The 18,799-nt window shown below is 67.0% G+C and carries 24 protein-coding genes; 9 read left to right on the forward strand and 15 right to left on the reverse strand.

What is annotated here, in order from left to right; all coding sequences use genetic code 11:
- Positions 1-69: 69 nt before the first annotated feature.
- Complete coding sequence (locus tag RSD66_RS05560; protein ID WP_024353296.1) at positions 70-543, forward strand: Lrp/AsnC ligand binding domain-containing protein; 474 nt, start codon at positions 70-72, stop codon at positions 541-543.
- Positions 544-603: 60 nt separating this feature from the next.
- On the opposite strand, the gene RSD66_RS05565 is transcribed toward RSD66_RS05560, so the two are convergent.
- From RSD66_RS05565 to RSD66_RS05575, 3 genes are read right to left on the reverse strand one after another with little or no spacing between them, the layout of a single operon-like run.
- The gene (locus RSD66_RS05565) at positions 604-828 is read right to left on the reverse strand and encodes a YdcH family protein (RefSeq protein WP_119412993.1); all 225 of its coding nucleotides are present in this window, start codon (positions 826-828) and stop codon (positions 604-606) included.
- Positions 829-867: 39 nt separating this feature from the next.
- Positions 868-1,338 carry a TIGR02444 family protein gene (locus RSD66_RS05570; RefSeq protein WP_415289298.1) on the reverse strand — a complete coding sequence of 157 codons (471 nt, stop codon included), beginning with the start codon at positions 1,336-1,338 and terminating at the stop codon, positions 868-870.
- Complete coding sequence (locus tag RSD66_RS05575) at positions 1,335-1,940, reverse strand: UbiX family flavin prenyltransferase (RefSeq protein WP_415289566.1); 606 nt, start codon at positions 1,938-1,940, stop codon at positions 1,335-1,337. The genes RSD66_RS05570 and RSD66_RS05575 overlap by 4 nt, the downstream gene beginning before the upstream one ends.
- A 126-nt stretch (positions 1,941-2,066) precedes the next feature.
- Here RSD66_RS05575 and RSD66_RS05580 point away from each other — a divergent pair, with 126 nt between their 5' ends.
- On the forward strand, positions 2,067-2,240 hold the full coding sequence (locus RSD66_RS05580) for a YdcH family protein (protein WP_119412920.1): 174 nt from the start codon (positions 2,067-2,069) through the stop codon (positions 2,238-2,240).
- 84 nt (positions 2,241-2,324) lie between these two features.
- On the opposite strand, the gene RSD66_RS05585 is transcribed toward RSD66_RS05580, so the two are convergent.
- Positions 2,325-2,990 carry a DUF1013 domain-containing protein gene (locus tag RSD66_RS05585; RefSeq protein ID WP_024353292.1) on the reverse strand — a complete coding sequence of 222 codons (666 nt, stop codon included), beginning with the start codon at positions 2,988-2,990 and terminating at the stop codon, positions 2,325-2,327.
- Positions 2,991-3,206: 216 nt separating this feature from the next.
- On the opposite strand from RSD66_RS05585, the gene RSD66_RS05590 reads away from it, so the two are divergent.
- Complete coding sequence (locus RSD66_RS05590) at positions 3,207-3,836, forward strand: beta/gamma crystallin-related protein (RefSeq protein WP_119412919.1); 630 nt, start codon at positions 3,207-3,209, stop codon at positions 3,834-3,836.
- A gap of 60 nt (positions 3,837-3,896) precedes the next feature.
- On the opposite strand, the gene RSD66_RS05595 is transcribed toward RSD66_RS05590, so the two are convergent.
- On the reverse strand, positions 3,897-4,868 hold the full coding sequence (locus RSD66_RS05595) for an NAD(P)H-quinone oxidoreductase (protein WP_415289299.1): 972 nt from the start codon (positions 4,866-4,868) through the stop codon (positions 3,897-3,899).
- 82 nt (positions 4,869-4,950) lie between these two features.
- On the opposite strand from RSD66_RS05595, the gene RSD66_RS05600 reads away from it, so the two are divergent.
- Together RSD66_RS05600 and RSD66_RS05605 are read left to right on the forward strand one after the other, a co-directional pair.
- On the forward strand, positions 4,951-5,154 hold the full coding sequence (locus tag RSD66_RS05600) for a DUF1192 domain-containing protein (protein WP_024353289.1): 204 nt from the start codon (positions 4,951-4,953) through the stop codon (positions 5,152-5,154).
- Between the two features lie 105 nt (positions 5,155-5,259).
- Positions 5,260-5,766, forward strand: a complete 507-nt coding sequence (locus RSD66_RS05605) for a DUF1465 family protein (RefSeq protein ID WP_253108479.1) — start codon at positions 5,260-5,262, stop codon at positions 5,764-5,766.
- A 12-nt stretch (positions 5,767-5,778) separates the two neighbouring features.
- Here the strand turns inward: RSD66_RS05605 and RSD66_RS05610 are convergent, their stop codons facing one another.
- Both RSD66_RS05610 and rpmE read right to left on the reverse strand, forming a co-directional pair.
- Positions 5,779-7,338, reverse strand: a complete 1,560-nt coding sequence (locus RSD66_RS05610) for a L,D-transpeptidase family protein (protein WP_024353287.1) — start codon at positions 7,336-7,338, stop codon at positions 5,779-5,781.
- 153 nt (positions 7,339-7,491) lie between these two features.
- Positions 7,492-7,716, reverse strand: coding sequence for a 50S ribosomal protein L31 (gene rpmE, locus RSD66_RS05615; protein ID WP_003168899.1), 225 nt, complete (start codon positions 7,714-7,716; stop codon positions 7,492-7,494).
- Positions 7,717-7,848: 132 nt separating this feature from the next.
- On the opposite strand from rpmE, the gene RSD66_RS05620 reads away from it, so the two are divergent.
- Positions 7,849-9,705, forward strand: coding sequence for an ABC transporter transmembrane domain-containing protein (locus RSD66_RS05620; protein WP_415289300.1), 1,857 nt, complete (start codon positions 7,849-7,851; stop codon positions 9,703-9,705).
- Positions 9,706-9,917: 212 nt separating this feature from the next.
- Here RSD66_RS05620 and RSD66_RS05625 read toward each other — a convergent pair whose 3' ends face one another.
- From RSD66_RS05625 to RSD66_RS05650, 6 genes are all read right to left on the reverse strand, one after another.
- The gene (locus tag RSD66_RS05625) at positions 9,918-10,958 is read right to left on the reverse strand and encodes a glycerophosphodiester phosphodiesterase (RefSeq protein WP_415289301.1); all 1,041 of its coding nucleotides are present in this window, start codon (positions 10,956-10,958) and stop codon (positions 9,918-9,920) included.
- 121 nt (positions 10,959-11,079) lie between these two features.
- The gene (locus RSD66_RS05630) at positions 11,080-11,886 is read right to left on the reverse strand and encodes an inositol monophosphatase family protein (protein ID WP_415289302.1); all 807 of its coding nucleotides are present in this window, start codon (positions 11,884-11,886) and stop codon (positions 11,080-11,082) included.
- A 132-nt stretch (positions 11,887-12,018) separates the two neighbouring features.
- Positions 12,019-12,585 carry an elongation factor P gene (gene efp, locus RSD66_RS05635; protein WP_024353283.1) on the reverse strand — a complete coding sequence of 189 codons (567 nt, stop codon included), beginning with the start codon at positions 12,583-12,585 and terminating at the stop codon, positions 12,019-12,021.
- Between the two features lie 128 nt (positions 12,586-12,713).
- Positions 12,714-13,250, reverse strand: coding sequence for a TspO protein (locus tag RSD66_RS05640; RefSeq protein WP_245559413.1), 537 nt, complete (start codon positions 13,248-13,250; stop codon positions 12,714-12,716).
- A gap of 72 nt (positions 13,251-13,322) precedes the next feature.
- The gene (gene bfr, locus RSD66_RS05645; RefSeq protein ID WP_119412912.1) at positions 13,323-13,823 is read right to left on the reverse strand and encodes a bacterioferritin; all 501 of its coding nucleotides are present in this window, start codon (positions 13,821-13,823) and stop codon (positions 13,323-13,325) included.
- Positions 13,824-13,986: 163 nt separating this feature from the next.
- Entirely contained in the window at positions 13,987-14,172 is a 186-nt protein-coding gene (locus tag RSD66_RS05650; protein WP_003168909.1) for a bacterioferritin-associated ferredoxin, read from the reverse strand.
- Between the two features lie 118 nt (positions 14,173-14,290).
- On the opposite strand from RSD66_RS05650, the gene thiE reads away from it, so the two are divergent.
- The 3 genes from thiE (at position 14,291) to RSD66_RS05665 (ending at position 17,671) form a co-directional block, all read left to right on the forward strand.
- Positions 14,291-14,950: a thiamine phosphate synthase gene (thiE, locus tag RSD66_RS05655; RefSeq protein ID WP_415289303.1), complete on the forward strand. Its 660-nt coding sequence runs from the start codon at positions 14,291-14,293 to the stop codon at positions 14,948-14,950.
- 85 nt (positions 14,951-15,035) lie between these two features.
- A complete protein-coding gene (locus RSD66_RS05660; RefSeq protein WP_415289304.1) occupies positions 15,036-16,712 on the forward strand; it encodes an ATP-binding protein in 1,677 nt (558 codons plus the stop codon).
- 59 nt (positions 16,713-16,771) lie between these two features.
- Positions 16,772-17,671: a hypothetical protein gene (locus tag RSD66_RS05665; RefSeq protein ID WP_415289305.1), complete on the forward strand. Its 900-nt coding sequence runs from the start codon at positions 16,772-16,774 to the stop codon at positions 17,669-17,671.
- A gap of 1 nt (position 17,672) precedes the next feature.
- On the opposite strand, the gene RSD66_RS05670 is transcribed toward RSD66_RS05665, so the two are convergent.
- Together RSD66_RS05670 and eco are read right to left on the reverse strand one after the other, a co-directional pair.
- Positions 17,673-18,008, reverse strand: coding sequence for a VOC family protein (locus RSD66_RS05670; RefSeq protein ID WP_024353277.1), 336 nt, complete (start codon positions 18,006-18,008; stop codon positions 17,673-17,675).
- A gap of 247 nt (positions 18,009-18,255) precedes the next feature.
- A complete protein-coding gene (gene eco, locus RSD66_RS05675) occupies positions 18,256-18,768 on the reverse strand; it encodes a serine protease inhibitor ecotin (RefSeq protein WP_415289306.1) in 513 nt (170 codons plus the stop codon).
- Between the last annotated feature and the right edge of the window lie 31 nt (positions 18,769-18,799).

Here is an 18,799-nt window from a genome sequence, read left to right on the forward strand (position 1 = left end):
GATCCATTGCGGATCAGCAGGCGGTTTGACAAAGTTGGAGTAGGGTAGATGCGTAAGGGGGAGCCGCGCATGAACACAGCGGATTACAAGTTGGATGACGCGGATCGCCGAATCCTGAGGGTGTTGCAGCAGGATGGGCGCATCACCAATCAGGACCTGGCGTCTGCCTGCAACATGTCGGCGTCATCGTGCTTTGAACGGGTGCGCCGCCTGCGGGAGCGGGGCGTGATCGTCGGCTATACGGCGCTGATTGATCCGAAGTTCGCCGAGCGGGAACTGCTGATCTTCATCGAGGTGCTGCTGGATCGCACGACCTCGGACATTTTCGACCAGTTTGCAGACCGCATCCGGCGCTCGCCGGAGGTGCTGGAGTGCCACATGGTCGCCGGCGGCTTTGACTATCTGGTCAAGGTGCGGATGAAAGACATGGCCGCCTATCGCGTCTTCCTGGCCGACACCCTGATCACCATGCCGGGCGTACGCGAAACACGTACCTATGCGGTGATGGAAGAGGTCAAGGACACCTCGGTCCTGCCGCTGTAGCGCGTGCGTTCCTGCTTCCCTCTCTCGCCGGGAGAGGGAAGCTGTCAGGCCCGGAAATTATCAGGCGATGATGTCAGGCAGGATGCGGTCTTGCAGCTTCACGATGTCATCGCGCAGAGCCAGCTTCTTGCGCTTGAGCCGGGCGATCATCAGCTGATCGGGCGCAGGCATATGGCCCAACGCCTCGATCGAGGCGTCCAGGTCGGCGTGCTCCTGCAGCAGGCAGGTCAGCTCGGCGCGCAGCGCCTCGTCTTCTTCGGACAGGTAAGGTTCGTCGTCGTTCATCATCAGGCCCCGGACCGGGCGATTATAGCTGAGCCAGGGTCAGGTCGGAAGCAGGTCGGCCAGGGTTCTAAGCCCCGGCCGCGGCACGACCCTGTCCCATAGCCGCGCGGCCTCGGCCATCGCGTCGACCGCCGGGCGCGGGGCGGCTGAGGCGGCGGGAGACAGGGCCTGAAGCCCTTCCAACAGATGCCGCTCGGCGGCCAGTTCGGCGGCCTTCACCTGCTCGCGCACCGCCAGACGGGCTTCGGTTTCGAGGTCCGGAATAGGTGTCTTGAGCGTGCGCCGCACCGCGCGCAGCGGCGCGATGGTCGTCGTCTGCCAGGCGCGCGCCGTGTCGCAGGCGGCCTCGATCGTCTCTTCGTCGGGGCGGCGGCCGGTGGCTGCGGTCCAGGCCGCCCACAACAGCAGGGGCACATTCTGTTCGTGATAGTCCTGCAGCGCCAGGCAGGCCTCGCTCACGCCCGGCGCGGCATAGGCGGCGCAGGCCCAGCTCCACAGGTCGTCGCTCATGCCTCGACCCCGCCCTTCAGCCCTTCCCAGCGGCGCACCGGCGCCCAATCCAGACCAAAGACGTCCAGCGCCCGGCCGACCGACTGATCGATCATCTGCTCCAGACTTTCCGGTCGGGCGTAGAAGGCGGGCAGGGGCGGGGCGATGACGGCGCCCATCTCGGCAAGGGCCGTCATGGTGCGCAGGTGACCCAGATGCAGCGGCGTCTCGCGCACCATCAGCACCAGCGCACGGCGCTCCTTCAATGTCACATCGGCGGCGCGGGTCAGCAGGGTCGAGGTGACGCCAGTGGCGATCTCGCTCATCGTCCGCACAGAACAGGGCGCGACGATCATGCCCAGGGTGCGGAAGGAACCGGATGAGATGGTCGCTCCCACGTCGTTCAGCCGATGAACCACATCGGCCTTGGCCGTCAGTTCGTCGGGGGTGAGATCCGTCTCCTGCGACAATGTGAGCAGGGCGGCGCGGGTGACGACCAGATGGCTCTCGACGCCCAGTTCGCGCAGGGCGTCCAGCACGCGCGCGCCATAGATGACGCCGGAAGCGCCAGAGATTCCAACGACTAGCCGAGAGGGCGCCGGCGCCCGAACGGTCGAGTTCACAACATCGGCCAAATTCGCCTCCAACCTGTCCGTGTCCGGAGCGGCGAGGGTCACTGCAATGTGATTCCACACCCCGTCGAACCGGGCGCTCAGTGTAGTGGTCCCTTACACATGGAGGCGCAAGCCATGACCATCGAGGCTCGTATTCGCGAACTGGGTAATCGGCATCGGTCGCTGGATGAGACCATCCAGCAGGAGATGCGCCGCCCCTCCGCGGACCCGATACACCTCAGGGAGATGAAGCAGCGAAAGCTGCGACTTAAGGAAGAGATCAACAGCCTGGAAGCCCGCGCTCACTGACGCCGCTTTCCATCTGAAAATGACGACGGCCCCGGAAGATCGCTCTTCCGGGGCCGTTTTGTATCGTTCGGCGGATCGAAGGGATCAGTCGCGCGGGCCGAACACCGATTCGGCAGTGGGCTCGGCGCCCATGCCATATTCTTCTTCGGCGTCTTCGACGGCGGCTTCCGGTTCGGGTTCGGCCTCGATGGGTTGCAGGACGCCGTTCTTGGCGTCGTCCTTGGCCTTCTTGTCAGCAGCCTTGCGGACCACTTCGTCCAGTTGCAGCTGACCGGTCAGGCCCAGCGTCACAGGGTCGACCGGCTTGATATTGGCCGAGTTCCAGTGGGTGCGGTTGCGTACGCTCTCGATCGTGGCCTTGGTCGTGCCAAGCAGCTTGGCGATCTGGGCGTCGGTCACTTCGGGGTGGTTGCGGACGAACCACATGATGGCGTCCGGACGGTCCTGACGGCGCGACACAGGCGTGTACTTCGGACCTGACTTGGCGGGCTTCAGCAGTTCGGCGTGGCGGCTGACCACGGCCTTCATGCGGTAGTTTTCATCGTTCTGGGCCTTGTCCAGCTCTTCGCGGGTCAGTTGGCCGTTGACGATGGGGTCGGCGCCGCGAATGTCGCGCGCCACGTCGCCATCGGCGATGCCGCGCACCTCCAGCGGGTGCAGGCCGCAGAAGTCGGCGATCTGCTCGAACGAGAGCGAGGTGTTGTCCACTAGCCAGACCGCGGTGGCCTTGGGCATCAGGATGTCGGTCATGGGCATGGATCCCGGCGGTTGCGGCCCGAAAAACGGGCGTTTGAATCGACGGCGCCCGACCTTTTCGGCCGGGCGCGATAGCCCACATATAGGGGATTTCGCGGCAAATGAAAACGTCGTCTGTCGTCGCCATACAGCAAAGGTTCATCTGTGATGATGAACATTCAGGGCTAGGGCGCGTTGTGCGCCGGAAGAGACCTCTAAGGAGACCGTGTCATGAAGAAGTTCGTGGTTGCAGCGGCAGGTTTGGTCATGGCGGCGGGCGGCTTCTCCGTCGTCAATGTCGGGACGGCTGAAGCGCAGGTTCAGGCCCGTGGCGCGCCGCGCGGTTCCTATGCGCAGAGCTGCACCGGCTCCTATGTGAACCAGGGCCGTCTCTATGCTGATTGTCGCGACATGCGCGGAAATGTCCGCGAGACCTCCATCGAGCTGGCGCGCTGCTCCAGCGACGAGATCGTGAACCGTGACGGCCGGCTGGCCTGTGGACGCGTGATGGGAGATTTCGAAAACAGCGGTCGGCCGAACCGTCCCGGCGGCGGCTGGGACAACAATCGCCCCGGTCAGGGCGGCGGCTGGAACCAGTCCTCGATCACCGTCTATCGCGACGCCAATTATCGCGGCCAGTCGATGAGCTTCCGTGACGAGGTTCCGAACCTGCGCAACCTGGGCATGAACGACGCGATCAGCTCGATCCGCCTGTCGCGTGGAAGCTGGGAAGTCTGCGAAGACGCCAATTATCGCGGGCGCTGCGAGGTCGTGCGCGGCGATATCCGCGACCTGCGCAATACGGGCCTGAATGACAAGATTTCGTCCCTGCGTCCGGCCCGCAGCGGCGGTCGCTGGTAAGCTGTAGCGACGGTTTGACGGATAGGGCGGGAAGCTTCGACTTCCCGCCCTTTTTCTTGATCAGGGCAGCAGCACGACCTTGCCGACGTGGGCGCCCGTTTCCAGGTGGGCGTGGGCGGCGGCGGCCTCGGCCAGGGGGAAGGTCGCCTCGACCTGCGCCTTGACGGCGCCGGATGCGACCCACGGCCAGACGGTCGCCTCGACGGCGGCGGCCAGCCGGGCCTTTTCATCGGCGGGGCGGCTGCGCAGGGTCGAGCCGGTCAGCACGATCCGCTTCAGCATGATCCGCATCAGATCGACCTCGGCCTTGGCGCCGGTGAGGGTGGCGATCACCACCCAGCGCCCGCCGGGCTTCAGGGCGTTGAGGTTTAGTTCGGCATAGGCGGCCCCGACCATGTCCAGGACCACGTCTGCGCCGCCCGCCTCCTGAATGGCGACCGCCAGGTCCTGCGCCGTCGCGTCCAGACTGACGTCGGCGCCCAGGGCGCGGGCGGCCTTGGCCTTGGCGGCTCCGCGCGAGGTGGCGATGACGCGGGCGCCCGCCGCCTTGGCCATCTGAATGGCCATGACGCCGATGCCGCTGGTCGCGCCGTGGAGCAGCAGGGTCTCGCCTGCCTTCAGCCCGCCGCCTTCGAACACGTTGGCGAAGACGGTGAAGGCGGTTTCAGGCAGGGCGGCGGCCTGCACGAAGTCGAGGCCGTCGGGGATCGGCAGGGCGTGGCGGGCGTCGACCACGGCGTATTCGGCATATGCGCCGCCGCCCAGCAGGGCGCAGACCCGGTCGCCGATCGCCCAGCGGGTCACGCCCTCGCCGACGGCCTCGACCTCGCCCGCAACCTCCAGCCCCAGAATGTCCGAAGCGCCCGGCGGAGGCGGATAGCGGCCCTCGCGCTGGACGATGTCCGGGCGGTTGACCCCGGCCGCACGCACACGGATGCGGATCTCGCCGGGCGCCGGGTCGGGCAGGGGGCGCGTCGTCAGGCGCAGGGCGTCGGCGGGGCCGCGTCCGTTTTCGATCTCAATGGCCTGCATGGTGAAGCCTCCCTTGCTTGCATTCCTGTTCAATGCGGCGTTCACATAGGCGTTCGTGTCTGCGATGGCCAAGGAGGCGAGGATGAGTTTTGAAGATCTGGAGCCCCGGCCGCAGCGCGGCGAGGCCCTCAGCGCCCTCGGCCGCGAAGACCTCGACCTCTATGCGGTGGACGAACTTCAGGAGCGGATCGCCGCCCTTGAAGCCGAGATCGCGCGTTCCAGGGCCGCCATCGACGGCAAGTCGTCGCAGCGCAGCGCTGCCGATGCGCTGTTCAACTTCCGCTGAGCGACGGCGGTTGGGGATGGTTTCGACGGCGCTCTGCCACAGAGGCGACTTCCGTGGCATGACGATTGCAGCCAGCGGATACATGAAATTCTTGGATGGACGCCTGTGACCGCCATTGAAGCCAATCTGAGCCGGGCAGGCCTGTCAGGCGCCGAGGTGCTGGATTTCGCGCGCTCTGAGTTGTTTGAGCGCACCTTCCGCGAAGGCATGGAGCTGGTCGAGGAGACCGCCGCCTATCTGGACGGGGACGGGCGCCAGGATTCACGCCTGCTGTCGCGGGCGGCGGCCCTGTCCTATGCGGGCGAGAGCATGAAGCTGACCACGCGGCTGATGCAGATCGCCTCGTGGCTTTTGGTCCAGCGCGCCGTGCGTGAGCAAGACATGAGCGCCGAGGCGGCGGGCGATCCCCGCTATCGCCTGGCTGACCGCCGCATGGAGACGGAACCGCGTCGCGGCGACCTGCCCATCGCCCTGATCGAATACGCCGTGCGGGCCGAAAAGCTGTACGACCGCGTGCTGCACCTGGATCGCCAGATGTATGTCGAGCCGGCGACGGCGCCGGCCAATCCAGTGCAAAGCCAGATGGACATGCTGCGCGCCGCCTTCGGATAAGGTAGCGGCGCCTTAAGGCGTCACTTCGTCCGGGTCGATCGGGGCGTCGGCCACCACCTGCGGCAGGTTGACGGCGATGCCCAGGGCATCAGCCAGCTTGGCGTCGCGCTTATAGACGTCCTCGCGGAAGGCGACGCGGCCCTGGCCATCGACGAAGGCGGTCCAGTACAGCAGGCGCACGCCGATGTTGCGGCCGGTGGTCACCCGCTTGGTTTCGCCGCTGGCCTGCGCCTCGTCGAAGGTGGCCAGACGCGCCGGGTCGGGCGACAGCAGCAGGCGGGCGAAGCCGATGGCGTCCTGCACCCGCACGCAGCCGTGACTGCGCTGGCGCACCGACAGGTTGAAGGCCCCGCGCGCGGGCGTGTCGTGCAGGAAGATGGCGTAGCTGTCCTGCAGCTCGAACTTCACATTGCCCAGCGACGACTTCGGCCCGGCGCGCTGCACTACCCAGCCGTCGGCGTTGACGTACATGTCGTTGGCGGCGAGGTAGGCGGGGCCCTTCGGCAGGATTTCGCGACGCGCGATGCCCATCGGCACCGTCCACGGCGGATTGGCCACGACCGAGGCGAAGGGCTTTTCCAGGCTGGGGGTCTGGTTGGCGACGGTGCCGACGACGACGCGGTTGGAGTGAACCGGCTTGCCGTCCTTCCAGTAGACCATGATGGCGGCGGCGGTGTTGACCTCGATCCGCTCGGGATTCAGGTCGCGCTTCAGCCAGCGGCGGCGCTCCAGGTTCAGGGCGATCTGGCGGGCGCGATCCTCGGCCGTCGCGGTCAGCGAGCGCTGGGTGGCGCCGCCGATGCGGCCGTCGGCGCCCAGACCGTGGCGGGTCTGGAAACTGCGCACCGCCTGCTGCAACTCAGGGCCGTAAGCCAGATTGCCCTTCAGGCGCTCGGCGTTGGCGGCGCTCAGGTCGCCCTCAGCCGCCAGACGGGCGATCAGGGCGGGGATGCGCGGGTCGCTGGTTCCCGGCTCGATCGTGCCGCTGTTCAGGCGAAAAGCCGGCCAGCCGCCCTGACGGGCGATCCGGCGATAGCGGGCGTAACCGGCCGACAGATTGGTGTAGCCCAGATCCGTCGGGGGCAGGGCGTCGAACCACTGGCTCAGTTTGTTGGCGGCGACGGCGTCGACGAGGCCGCGCGGCAGGTCGACGCTGTTCTTCTGCATCTCCCACAGCTCTTCGACCGTCTCGGGCCGGACGCGGCCCTCGGCCAGAACCTTCGCATAGGCCAGGGCGGCGGCGGTGGTGCGGATTTCGGCCGTTTCGCGGTCGGCGGCCAGGCCGACGAAGTCGAAGAAGTCTCCGGCGGGCAGGCCGTGACGCTCGGCCCCGGCGGCGACTTCCTGAAGCACGCGCAGGCGGTCGGCGGTCCAGATGGGCTTGCCCTGGGTCAGCTGATAGACGGCGCGGACGTCGGCCTGCTGGGCGGCGGGCAGGCGCCCGGCCTGAGCGTCAAAGCCGGCGATGAAAATCTGCGGGTCGGTCGTGCGGGTCTGCGCAAGCGCTCCGCTTGCGGCCGCCAGCGTCAGGCTCGTCGTGGCGACGCCAAGGCCCAGTTCCCGTCGATTCATCGTCTGCAACTCTTGTGGTCCGATATCGGCCCGGACCCAACGTCCACGCCCCGGAGGATCGAACGCACCCATGTTAACGGCGTTCCAGGCAACAAAAAAGCGCCGGCCCGGGGACCGACGCTTTTGTGGCGAACATGTCGCAGCAAGCGTGGCTTACTTCTTGATGAAGCCGCCGAACTTGTTGTTGAAGCGCGACACGCGGCCGCCGCGGTCCATCAGGTGCTGGTTGCCGCCGGTCCAGGCCGGGTGAGACGTCGGGTCGATGTCCAGGTTCAGCGTGGCGCCTTCCTTCCCGTAGGTCGAACGGGTCTGGTAGGTGGTGCCGTCGGTCATCACAACAGTGATGAAGTGGTAGTCGGGGTGCGTGTCCGCTTTCATCGATCTTGTCCGTCTCTGCGCGACGACGATGCCGACCGTCACTGCGCGTAATTAGAGAATCCCGCCACGGAGCGCGACGGGAGCGAGGGGCGGCGTTTACACCGGGGGGCGATCCGGGGCAAGAGCGCTGCCATGACCCACGCCGAACCGCAACGTCACGCCCAACCGACAGGACAGCCCGAGGGCCGCCCCGGCGCCGGGGCCGTCCTGGCCGAACAGATGGATGAGGCGGGCGGCAAGCGCGCCAAGAGCCGCAACATCCGTCCGCTGGGCCGGTTGCTGCCCTTCCTGGCCCGGCACAGGCTGGACGCGGGCATTTCGGCGATCTGGCTGATCGGTTCGACCGTCGCCTCGCTGGCCCTGACGGCGACGGCGCGCGGCGCCATCGACCAGGGCTTCGAGAACGGCGGCGCCAATATCGACAAATGGTTCCTGATCCTGGGCCTCAACGCCATGATCCTGGGGCTGGCGACGGCGCTGCGCTATTTCTACGTGACCAAGACCGGCGAGCGAGTCATCGCCGACCTGCGCAAGGCTTTGTTCCAGCGCATCCTGACGCTGGACCCGGTCTTCTTCGCCCATATGCGGACGGGCGAGGTGCTGTCGCGTCTGACCACGGACATTCAGCTGGTCGACACCCTGCTGACCACCTCGATCAGCTATGCGCTGCGCAACTTCCTGACCCTGATCGGCGGGGTTATCCTGCTGTTTTTCGTCAGCCCGAAGCTGACCGGTTTCGTCCTGTTGATCGTGCCGGTGCTGATCGCGCCCCTGTTCATCTTCGGTCGGATCGTGCGCAAGCTGACGGTGAAGTCGCAGGACACCTTTGCCGGGGCCGTGGGCTTCGCCGGGGAAAGCGTCGACGCCATCGAGACGGTTCAGGCCTTCGGCCGCGAAAAGAGCGCCATCGGCCGCTTCGGCGCGGCGGTGGAGGAGGCGTTCGGCGTCTCCCTGAAGCGGATGCGGGCGCGGGCGGTGATGACGGCCATGATCATCGTCGTCATGTTCGGCGGCGTGACCCTGGTGCTGTGGCTGGGCGCGCAGGACGTGATCGCCGGGACCATGACGCCGGGCGCTCTGCTGCAGTTCGTGCTGCTGTCGGTGTTCGCGGCGGGGGCCGTGGGCGCGCTGGGCGAAAGCTGGGGCGACGTGCAGAAGGCGGCGGGCGCCATGGAGCGGATCGACGAGCTGATGCGGGCGACGCCTGCCATCGCGCCGCCCGCCAGTCCGGTCGCCCTGCCTCAGCCGCCGCGCGGCGAAGTGTCGATGTCGGCGGTGGACTTCGCCTATCCGGGCCGCCCCGACCTGCCTGCGCTGAAGGGCTTCAGCCTGACCGTGCGGCCGGGCGAGACGGTGGCTCTGGTCGGGCCGTCGGGGGCGGGCAAGTCGACGGTCTTCCGCCTGCTGCTGCGTTTCTATGATCCGCAGTCGGGCCTGGTGTCGGTCGACGGCGTGGACGTGCGCGCGGCCGATCCGGTCGCGGTGCGCAATCGCTTCGCCTGGGTGTCGCAGGAGGCGCTGCTGTTCTCGGGCTCGGCGCTGGAGAACATCCGCTTCGGCCGCGAGGCCGCCACGCTGGAAGAGGCCCGCGCCGTCGCCGCCGAGGCGCAGGCCCTGGGCTTCATCGACGCCTTGCCGGAGGGCTTCGACACGCCGCTGGGCGAGCGCGGCAAGAGCTTGTCGGGCGGCCAGCGCCAGCGCCTGGCCATCGCGCGGGCCCTGGTGCGCGAGGCGCCGATCCTGCTGCTGGACGAGGCGACCAGCGCCCTCGACGCCGAGAACGAACGTCTGGTCCAGGCGGCGCTGGATCAGGCCATGTCCGAACGCACCACCCTGGTCATCGCCCACCGTCTGGCGACGGTGCTGCGGGCTGACCGCATCGTGGTGATGGACGGCGGCCAGGTGGTCGAAGAAGGCACGCACGCCGAGCTGTCAGCCAAGGGCGGGCTGTATGCGCGCCTGGCCAAGCTGCAGTTTCAGGGGACGTAAAAGCTACCCTCTCCCGGCGGGAGAGGGCTTGAGCGCACGAGAGCGCAGCGATCGTTCTGGCGCGAAAGGGTGAGGGGCTTGTCCTATCAGTCGGCGTAAGCCGCCGCACAACGGCCTTCGGCCGACTTTGATCGCGAACCCTCACCCTTTTGCCTTACCCAATCGCCTCCGGCTCTTGGAGGCTCAAGCCCTCTCCCATCGGGAGAGGGAAACTAACGAGCCTCGACAGCGGCCGCGGGAAAGTCGCTGAACACAGCGTCGACACCTAGCGCGTAGATCGCTTTCAGCCAGCCCGTCAGGTCGCCGTGGTCAGCAGGCGCGTCGCCGATGCGATACTGCGCAGGCAGGAACACGTTCTCCGCTCTCAAGGTCCAGACTGCGACCTTCAGACCCGCCGCATGGGCGTCGGCCGTCAGCGGCGACGCCTCCAGCGCGCGACCCGCGTCATCGCGCGGCACCACCATCAGGTCCTGCACTCCAACCGCGTCAGCATAGCGGGCGATCTCGGCCAGCCCCTGCGGCGTCGCCATTTCGGCATAGGTCGCGCCGGGCCGGTCGGCGGGGCCGCCGTCCGCCTGCATCAGTTGCAGCAGCGGCGCGTCGATGCGCGCCTTCAACCGCTCCAGCGTCCCGACCTCGAAGCACTGGATCAGGATGGGAGCCTCGGCGCCGGTCAGACCGTGGCGCTCCAGCGCTGCGACGAAGGCCTCCTCCATCGGCTGGCCCAGAGCGGCGAAATGGCTGGGGTGCTTCAGTTCGGGCGCGACGCCGATGACGCGTCCGGTGCGGGCGCTGGCGTCGCGGGCGATGGTTACCACATCGTCGAAGGTCAGGATCGGCTCCTGCCCGTCGAAGGCGGCCGAGGCGGGGCGCAGGGCGGGCAGCCGCTCGCGGGCGCGCAGGGTCTTCATCTCCGCCAGGGTGAAATCTTCGGTGAACCAACCGGTGATTGGAACGCCGTCCACGTCGCGGGTGGTGCGGCGCGCAGCGAAATCGGGATGGTCGGCGACATCGGTGGTCTCGCCGATTTCGTTCTCGTGGCGGACGACCAGATGGCCGTCGCGCGTCATGACCAGGTCCGGCTCGATGAAGTCCGCGCCTTGGTCGATCGCCAGCTCATAGGCCGCGCGGGTGTGCTCAGGCCGCTCGCCTGAGGCGCCCCGGTGGGCGATGACGATGGGGCTGGGAGACGGCGTGGACATGGCCGGTTGGCTCGACGACAGAAGGACGGCGGTCAGCATGGCGGCGATCATGCACGAAGGGTAGGGACCGGACGTGACAGGCGCGTGATTACGACAGAGGCGGCGCCTCTTGCGAAGCGCCGCCCCGGCTGGCCCAGCCGACCTCCCCATGAAGGGGAGGCAGAATGCTGTCTTACGCCTCGCGCAGGATCTTGCGCAGCTTGGCCTGGATTTCGGGATTGCCCGCCACGATCTGCTTGCCGCTCATGGGATCGCCGTCCTGGTCGATGGTGGTGACGACGCCGCCGGCTTCTGTGACCAGCAGTATGCCCGCCGCCACGTCCCACGGTTGCAGGTTGCGCTCGAAATAGGCGTCGTAGCGGCCCGCGGCGACCCAGGCGAAGTCCAGCGAGGCGGCGCCCAGGCGACGGATGCCCGCCACGCGCTGGCCCACGGCGTGGATGTCCTTGATGGCCTGGCCGTGGCCCGTCTTGCCGATGAAGGGCAGGCCCGTGGCGATCAGGCACTCGGCCATGTCGGCGCGTCCGGCGATGCGGATGCGCGTGTCGTTCAGGTAGCAGCCCTTGCCCTTTTCGGCCCAGAACATCTCGTTCAGGACCGGGTTGTAGGTGACGCAGGCCACGATTTCGGCCATGCCGTCGGGATGCTTGCGCTCCAGGCCCACAGTGATGGCGAAGTGGGGCATGGCGTGCATGAAGTTTGTGGTGCCGTCGATCGGGTCGACGATCCAGGTGTGGGTCTTGTCGGTGCCTTCGATCATGCCGCGCTCTTCGCCCAGGAAGCCGTAGCCGGGGCGGGCCTTCAGCAGCAGTTCGAACAGGGTCTGTTCAGCCTTGACGTCGGCTGCGGTGACGAAGTCGCCGGGGCCCTTGCGGGACACCTGGAGCTGGGACACCTCGCCGAAATCCCGGAGCATCGGGCGGGCGGTCTTGCGGACGGCGTCCATCATGACCTGGAGCAGGGCGGAAGCGAGGGCCATAGGCGGTTCTCCTGATCCGTCGATCCTTGAAAGGCCTGCGGCCCGGATGGACGGAGAAGCAAAAGGGGCGCGGACCATCCGCGCCCCTGTAGTCATAACTTGCCCGGCCTTGGCCGGGAAACGAGACTTTTATTAGTCCGCGCGGCGGACGTATTCGCCGGTCGAGGTGTCGACGACGATCTTCTCACCCGTCGACATGAAGGGCGGGATCATGACGCGGATGCCGTTCGAGGCCTTGGCGGGCTTGTAGGACGACGAGGCGGTCTGGCCCTTCACGGTCGGCTCGGTCTCGACGACTTCCAGAACGACCTGTTCCGGCAGTTCCAGGCCGATCGGGCGCTCCTCGTGCGACTCGATGATGACCTTCATGCCTTCCTGAAGGTAGGGAATGCGGTCTTCGCCGACCCATCCCTTTTGCAGTTCGATCTGCTCATAGGACTCGTCGTCCATGAAGACGAGGGTTTCGCCGTTGTCGAACAGATAGGAGTAGTCGCGTTGTTCCAGCGTGACGCGCTCGACCTTGTCTTCCGAGCGGAAGCGTTCGTTCAGCTTGTTGCCGGTCTCGAGGTTCTTGGCCTCGACGTTGGCGAAGGCGCCGCCCTTGCCGGGCTTGACGTGGCTGGCCTTGGTGACGACCCACAGGCCGCCGTTGTGTTGCAGGACCATGCCGGGCTTGATGGTGTTGGCGTTGATTTTCATGAGAACCGTAGGGCTCGTTGCTGGGGGGCGGCAGGCGCCGACCGCCAGAGCGTGGCGCGCCAAATCGCCGCGAGCCCTAGAGGATAAGGCGAAAAAGGGCAATGGCGACGGCGTCGCTGCGTGTTGTTTCAGGCTGGGCTGTCCAGACCGCGTTCAGCCTGATTGGCCAGGCGCACGCCAATGCCGGTCGGAGCCGCCAGCTTGGCTGCGCCGGGGTCGAGCTTGCGCGCTTCATGGGCGAAGGCGGCCGCCAGCCCGGCGGAGGACATGGCGGCCAGAATCTGGGTCCAGCGCCCAGTCGGGCGGGCGGCCAGCCAGACCGCGTTGACTGTCTGGGCGACGGCCCAAAGGCCCATGGCGGCGTTGCGGCCGGGCCGGGCCGGAGCGTTCCATACGCGCAGAGCCGACAGGGTGGTGGCCGAAAAGACTGCGGGCAGGATCAGGCTGAACGGTCCGCGCGGCCGCTCGGTGATCGGGCCTTCGCGCTTGCGGGCCCCTGTCAGGCTGCGGGTCTGGGGGGGAACGGCGCGCGTGGCCACTACGGTGGCCGCCAGGGCGAAGCCGACGGTCAGCGCGGCGCCCAGGGCGACGTGGCGCCAGTCGCGGCCTTCGGCGTTGAGGAAGTCCGCCGCGTGGTCGCGGGCGGCGTCTAGGGCGTCGTCCATGCTGCTCATGCAGCCAGAACAACCGGGCGCGGCGGACGTTCCCGCCCTCTGGGGCCGCGCCCGGCCTTTGGATCAGTTGCCCGTGGCGGCGCCGTCGGTGACGATTTCCTTCATGGCCGACTGCAGATAATTCTGTGCGCCCATCAGCTGGATCAAGCTGTGCTGGTTCTCGAGGAAGTCCACATGCTCCTCGGTGTCGGCCAGGATCTTCATCAGCAGGTCGCGGCTGACATAGTCGCGGGCTTGCTCGCACTGGGTGACGGCGTCCCGCGTCGTGGCGCGGCTGTCGATCTCGAGCTGCAGGTCAGCGCCCAGGCACTCGATCGGGTCTTCGCCGACCTTCAGCTTGTGCAGGTCCTGCAGGTTGGGCAGGCCGTCCAGGAAGAGGATGCGTTTGATCAGCATGTCGGCGTGCTTCATCTCGCCGATCGATTCTTCGTAGATGACCTGACCCAGGTGAGCCAGGCCCCAGCTTTCGAACATTCGGGCGTGCAGGAAGTACTGGTTCACCGCCGTCAGTTCGTTGGTCAGCACCGCATTGAGGGTGCGGATGATCGCGGGATCGCCCTTCATGGTCGTCGTCCTTTAAAAGCAGCGGCGGAGTCGGCCTTGACGCAAGACCGAGCCTCGGAACCGCCCGTGACGACCTTCATACCACGGCTTTGCCGTCGCAGTTTATTTGCGAGTTTTTATCACTGCATTGATAATGCGAGTGAAATCCGCTTTCAAAACGGGCCTATTCCGCTGCGATGGCGAAGGCGGTCTGCTGTTCCTGGATCATCTGGCGCATCTCGCACACGCATTTGGCGCATTGCGGCGCGCACTGATGGCTGGCGAAGATGTCCTTGGGACGGTTCGCGCCCGCCTCGATGGCTAGGGCGACGTCACGCTGGCGAAGGCCGTTACAGTTGCAGACGTACAAGGCGAGGCACCCGGAACACTGAGAATGGCTCGCTATAGCATCTATTAAGGCGGGTGCAAATCATTCGCATGCGCTCTGCAACATTGACGGGGTGGGCGCCGAAGGGCAGGGCGGTGTCATGGCTCGTCAACCGCAAATTCCCGCCCGTCCGCCCTGCCGTCTGTATCTGATCACGCCCTCGGTCCTGCCGGATCTCGAGGCCTTCGCCGTCCAGTTGGAGGCCGCGCTGGCCGCCGGCGACTGCGCCGCCTTGCAGATCCGGCTGAAGGAGGCCTCGGACGACGCCATTCGCGCGGCCGCCACGCGGCTGAAGCCTGTCTGTCAGGCGCACGGCGTCGCCCTGATCATGAATGACCGGCCCGATCTGGCTCGCGCCACCGGCTGCGACGGCGTGCATGTGGGTCAGGAGGACGCCTCCCTGGCCGATGCGCGTCGCATGATGGGCGAGGACGCCATGATCGGCGTCACCTGCCACGACAGCCGCCACCTGGCGATGGAGGCGGCTGAGGGCGGCGCCGATTATGTGGCCTTCGGCGCCTTCTTCCCGACGTCGACCAAGGAGGTGGTCCATCACGCCGAACCGGACATTCTGACGATCTGGCAGGAAACGATGGAGACGCCCTGTGTCGCCATCGGCGGGGTGACGGTCGAGAACGCAGGCGGCCTGGCGGCGGCGGGCGCCGACTTCGTCGCGGTCAGCGCAGGGGTCTGGCTCTATCCGGATGGTCCTGCAGCGGCCGTGCGCGCCTTCAATGAGGTGCTGGGCGCCGCATCCTGAAGTCCAGCATCGATTTCAGAGGATGTTTAGGAACATGGATCAAGATCAGGCCCTGAGACTCTAGTTCTGGGCCGGATTGATGAGCATGAGCCGCGCGCTCCACAGGGGTGAGGTCGCACTGGAAGCGACAGCGAAGGGAGCGATCGGGGTTGAAACCCAGGTCCCGCCCAACGCCGATTTCTTCCGTCAGCCGCTGGCGCCGATACTGACGGCTCTGGGCGTCGCGATCCTGGTGGTGCTGGCGATCAGCTTCGCCCGCGCCAACGGACTGATCGCCGCCTTGTGGGGGGCAGGCGGGCTGGCGATGGCCGCCTGGCTGCGCAGCGGTCGCGGCCTGCAGTATGATCTGGGCTTCGGCGTCCTGGTCGCTGCGGGGGTTTTCGCCGGCGAGATCCTGGCCGGAAACAAGCTCTGGCTGTCCGCTCTGTTCACGCTGAGCAATGTGCTGGAGATCGTGTTGGCCGTCGTGCTGACGCGTCGGCTGGTGACGGGCCTGCATGTCGACAGCGTTCAGGGATTGACGCGGTTTCTGACCATCTGCGCCATCGCTCCCTTGCCGTCTGCGCTGCTGGCTTGTGCGGCGGTGGCGAACCTGGCCGAACAGGACTTCCTCGACGCCTTCCGCATTTGGTGGAGCGGCCACGCCCTGGGCTTCGCCGTGATCGGCGTTGTCGGGCTGAGCCTGCGCAAGGCGCACCTGCAACTGTTGAAACAACCGGCGCGGCTGGCCGAAGGTCTCGGCCTGGGCCTTCTGCTCGGCAGCGCATGTTATGCGATTTTTTCCCATCTCAGCTTGCCGTTCGGCTTCCTGCTTTTGCCCTTGATCCTGATTGCGGCGGTGCGGTTCCGCGTGATCGGGGCCGCCTGGGCTCTATTGGTGGTGTCGGTGGTCGCGATCGGCGGCACGATGGCCGGACACGGTCCCTATCACCAGTTCGGAGCCGAGGATCGCGCCTTGCTGGCGCAACTTCTGGTGCTGCTGGGCTATATGCCGATCCTCGTCGTCGCGGCCTTGCTGGAAGAGCGCGACCAACTGATGCAGCGCGCCAAGGAAGGCCGGTTACGCGCCGAACGGGCCTCGGCCGCCAAGTCTCGGCTGCTGGCCAATGTGGCTCATGAGATCAAGAGCCCCATCGGCGGCGTCATCGGCATCGGCGAACTGTGGGCGGGCGGCCATGTGGGCCAGGTGACGGACAGCCAGGTCGAGATGGCGCAGATGCTGGTCAAGACGGCGCGTCAGATCGAGGCGCTGACGCATGATCTGCTGGACGTGGCGCGCGCCGAAGCCGGGGCGGTCAAGGTCGACCTGCGTCCGACGGAGGTCAGCGGCGTGCTGGAGGATGTGCGCCGGTCCATGGCGCTGCTGCCCGAAGCGGAAGGTCTGCGGATCGAGGTGGCGGCGGACGGCGACGCCCTGGTGGCGATGGCTGATTCTCAGCGACTGACGCAGGTGGTCGGCAACCTGGCCAGTAACGCTATGAAATACGGCGCGTCGGGTGGAGTGGTCATCCTGCGCGCGGCATGGAGCGGCGACCGCATCCGCATCGAGGTGATCGACCGGGGGCCGGGGCTGTCGGAAGACAAACAGGCTCAGCTTTTCGAACCTTTCAACCGCCTGGGCCTGGACCGTTCCAGCATCGAGGGGCACGGCGTCGGCCTGACGCTGGCCAAGCGGTTGGTCGAACTGCAGGGCGGTGATATCGGCGTGCATTCCGTGGTTGGGGAAGGCGCTACCTTCTGGGTGGAGATGCCCGGCGTCTGAGACAGGTCCGCTGATATGGCCGCTTGACCCGGCGCGGCCCGCGCCGCCAATGTCGGGTCATGAAAGCTGCTATCGTCGCCCTGTCGCTTATCGCCCCGCTGGCGGTCGTTGCGACCCCCGCCGCCGCCCAGCAGGACCCGGACGAGCGTGCTCGCATCGAAGAACTGACCCGCCGCCTGAACGGCGCCCCGCCGGCGTCCCAGCCGCAATCGTCGCAGTCGGCGGCGCCATCCCGGCCCTCAGCAGCGCCGGTCGCTCAGACGACGCCTCCGCCCGCCGCGCGTCAGGATCCGGCTGAACGCGCGCGCATCGAGGAACTGACCCGCCGCCTGAACGGAGCGCCTTCGGCTCCGGCTTCAGCGCCTGCTGCCGCGCCACGGCCGACCACGGCTCCGAATCCGGCTCCGACACAGACGCCTGCGGCTCAGCCCCAGTCCGCTCAGGAAGCCCGATCTCGACCCGCGCCGACGCCGACTCAACCGCAGCCTCGGCCTGTCCAGGAGGCGCCGGTTCGCCGTCCGGCGACGGATCAAAGCGCGCCCGCTCCCGCTGCAGGCCCGTCTGTGTCGGCTCAGTCCGCGCCTGCGTCCGGCCCGCAAGGCCTGAGCGCGGCCGAGAGGGCTGCGTTGCCGTTCCGCATCGACCTGCCGCCGGGCTTCCATCTGGTCGAAGGCCGTTCGGGCCCCGGCGCTCACGTCTATTCGGCGCGCAAGGCGGGCAAGACCTATCTGATGATCTACGCCGGGCCTTCGTCCCAGTTTCCGATCTATGACGGGGAGCAGGTGACGGTCGGCGGTCGCATCTCCGTGGTGACGACCGAGGGGCTGCGGCGCATCGCTATGGAGCACCTGTTCCAGCGCTCGGGCGAACCCGCCGAAATCCACGTCTGGCTGATGGCCCAGGACGGCGCCGACCGGGACGAGGCCGAGCGCATCGCCCAGACCGTGGACCCGAGGTAGGCTAGTTCTCGGACCAGACGGCCAGTTCGTTACCGGACGGGTCGCGGAAGTGGAAACGACGTCCGCCGGGGAAGGCGAAGATGGCGTGGGTGACGGCGCCGCCCGCCGCCTCGACCCTGGCCTGCATGGCTTCCAGATCATGGGCGTACAGGATGGGCAGCGGCTTGGGCGTCATGGCGTCGGGCGTGAAGCCGCCGTCCAAGCCTTCGCTGAACGCCGCATAGGCGGGTCCGTAGTCTTGGAAGCTCCACCCGAACGCCTGGGCGTAGAAGGCCTTGTGCGCCGCCAGGTCCGTGGCGGGCAGTTCGAGATAATCCAGCTTGCCGTCTTCGCGCATGGCGAGTCTCCGAGAGAAGTAGAGAAGGACGCTTGCACGACGGCCGACTCTGCGCAAACCTGCAAATGGTTCGCAAATGCAGGAGTCGGCCCATGATTGTCCTGAGCGCCGGATGCGCTTCTCTGGCTTCGCTGATGCAGCGGGACGCTGATGGAAGGCGCGGGGATGGAGGGCGCGGCCCGGAATCGAAACGGGCGCCGATCGAATCCGACCGACGCCCGCGTCTGATCTCAATGAACGGCCCGGATCAGCGCGTCGTCTGGGTCTCGCCCGCACGCCACACGCGATAGCGCAGCTCGACATCTGACGGCGTGTAGACCACGACCGGCAGACGCGAGTTATAGCGGATCAGCGGCTGTTCCTGCGTCGTCACGAAAGCCTGACGTTCCGAGCCGGGAGGGCACCCCATCAGGGTGCTGGCCGCGTTCCCCAGAGCAGGCAGGACATAGTAGTCATATCCCCAGCCCTCGGCGGTGCGGGTTTCAAGGCGGCCGCCGAAGAACTGGCGGTTGCAGTCGACCGTCTGAGTCTTGCCCAGGATCAGTTCGACCTTCAACACGTCCTCGTCCGACTGGGCCGGCAGGTTGATGACGTGGCGCGTCTGGCCCGACGTCGCGGCCGGGAAGGCCTTGAGGTCAGCGGAACCGGCCTGGCCGGCGACAGTGTTGTCCTGGGGCATCACGCCTTCTGCCTGTGCGGTAGCGCAGGCGGAGAGGCTGAGGGCGGCTACGCCGGCGGCGAGCAGGGCAGGGAGTTTCAAGGGGGAGGTCTCCACAGTTAGCTTGACCGCC

Origin of the sequence: Brevundimonas sp. S1H14, assembly GCF_047716865.1 — a bacterium.
In the GTDB taxonomy this organism is placed as follows: Bacteria; Pseudomonadota; Alphaproteobacteria; order Caulobacterales; family Caulobacteraceae; genus Brevundimonas; species Brevundimonas naejangsanensis.

Bases quoted from the DNA above. Each gene is read 5' to 3' on its own strand.
- RSD66_RS05560 (WP_024353296.1), top strand. From the start codon at position 70: ATGAACACAGCGGATTACAAGTTGGATGACGCGGATCGCCGAATCCTG.
- RSD66_RS05565 (WP_119412993.1), bottom strand. From the start codon at position 828: ATGAACGACGACGAACCTTACCTGTCCGAAGAAGACGAGGCGCTGCGC.
- RSD66_RS05570 (WP_415289298.1), bottom strand. From the start codon at position 1,338: ATGAGCGACGACCTGTGGAGCTGGGCCTGCGCCGCCTATGCCGCGCCG.
- RSD66_RS05580 (WP_119412920.1), top strand. From the start codon at position 2,067: ATGACCATCGAGGCTCGTATTCGCGAACTGGGTAATCGGCATCGGTCG.
- RSD66_RS05585 (WP_024353292.1), bottom strand. From the start codon at position 2,990: ATGACCGACATCCTGATGCCCAAGGCCACCGCGGTCTGGCTAGTGGAC.
- RSD66_RS05590 (WP_119412919.1), top strand. From the start codon at position 3,207: ATGAAGAAGTTCGTGGTTGCAGCGGCAGGTTTGGTCATGGCGGCGGGC.
- RSD66_RS05595 (WP_415289299.1), bottom strand. From the start codon at position 4,868: ATGCAGGCCATTGAGATCGAAAACGGACGCGGCCCCGCCGACGCCCTG.
- RSD66_RS05600 (WP_024353289.1), top strand. From the start codon at position 4,951: ATGAGTTTTGAAGATCTGGAGCCCCGGCCGCAGCGCGGCGAGGCCCTC.
- RSD66_RS05610 (WP_024353287.1), bottom strand. From the start codon at position 7,338: ATGAATCGACGGGAACTGGGCCTTGGCGTCGCCACGACGAGCCTGACG.
- rpmE (WP_003168899.1), bottom strand. From the start codon at position 7,716: ATGAAAGCGGACACGCACCCCGACTACCACTTCATCACTGTTGTGATG.
- RSD66_RS05620 (WP_415289300.1), top strand. From the start codon at position 7,849: ATGACCCACGCCGAACCGCAACGTCACGCCCAACCGACAGGACAGCCC.
- RSD66_RS05625 (WP_415289301.1), bottom strand. From the start codon at position 10,958: ATGATCGCCGCCATGCTGACCGCCGTCCTTCTGTCGTCGAGCCAACCG.
- RSD66_RS05630 (WP_415289302.1), bottom strand. From the start codon at position 11,886: ATGGCCCTCGCTTCCGCCCTGCTCCAGGTCATGATGGACGCCGTCCGC.
- efp (WP_024353283.1), bottom strand. From the start codon at position 12,585: ATGAAAATCAACGCCAACACCATCAAGCCCGGCATGGTCCTGCAACAC.
- RSD66_RS05640 (WP_245559413.1), bottom strand. From the start codon at position 13,250: ATGGACGACGCCCTAGACGCCGCCCGCGACCACGCGGCGGACTTCCTC.
- bfr (WP_119412912.1), bottom strand. From the start codon at position 13,823: ATGAAGGGCGATCCCGCGATCATCCGCACCCTCAATGCGGTGCTGACC.
- thiE (WP_415289303.1), top strand. From the start codon at position 14,291: ATGGCTCGTCAACCGCAAATTCCCGCCCGTCCGCCCTGCCGTCTGTAT.
- RSD66_RS05660 (WP_415289304.1), top strand. From the start codon at position 15,036: ATGAGCCGCGCGCTCCACAGGGGTGAGGTCGCACTGGAAGCGACAGCG.
- RSD66_RS05665 (WP_415289305.1), top strand. From the start codon at position 16,772: ATGAAAGCTGCTATCGTCGCCCTGTCGCTTATCGCCCCGCTGGCGGTC.
- RSD66_RS05670 (WP_024353277.1), bottom strand. From the start codon at position 18,008: ATGCGCGAAGACGGCAAGCTGGATTATCTCGAACTGCCCGCCACGGAC.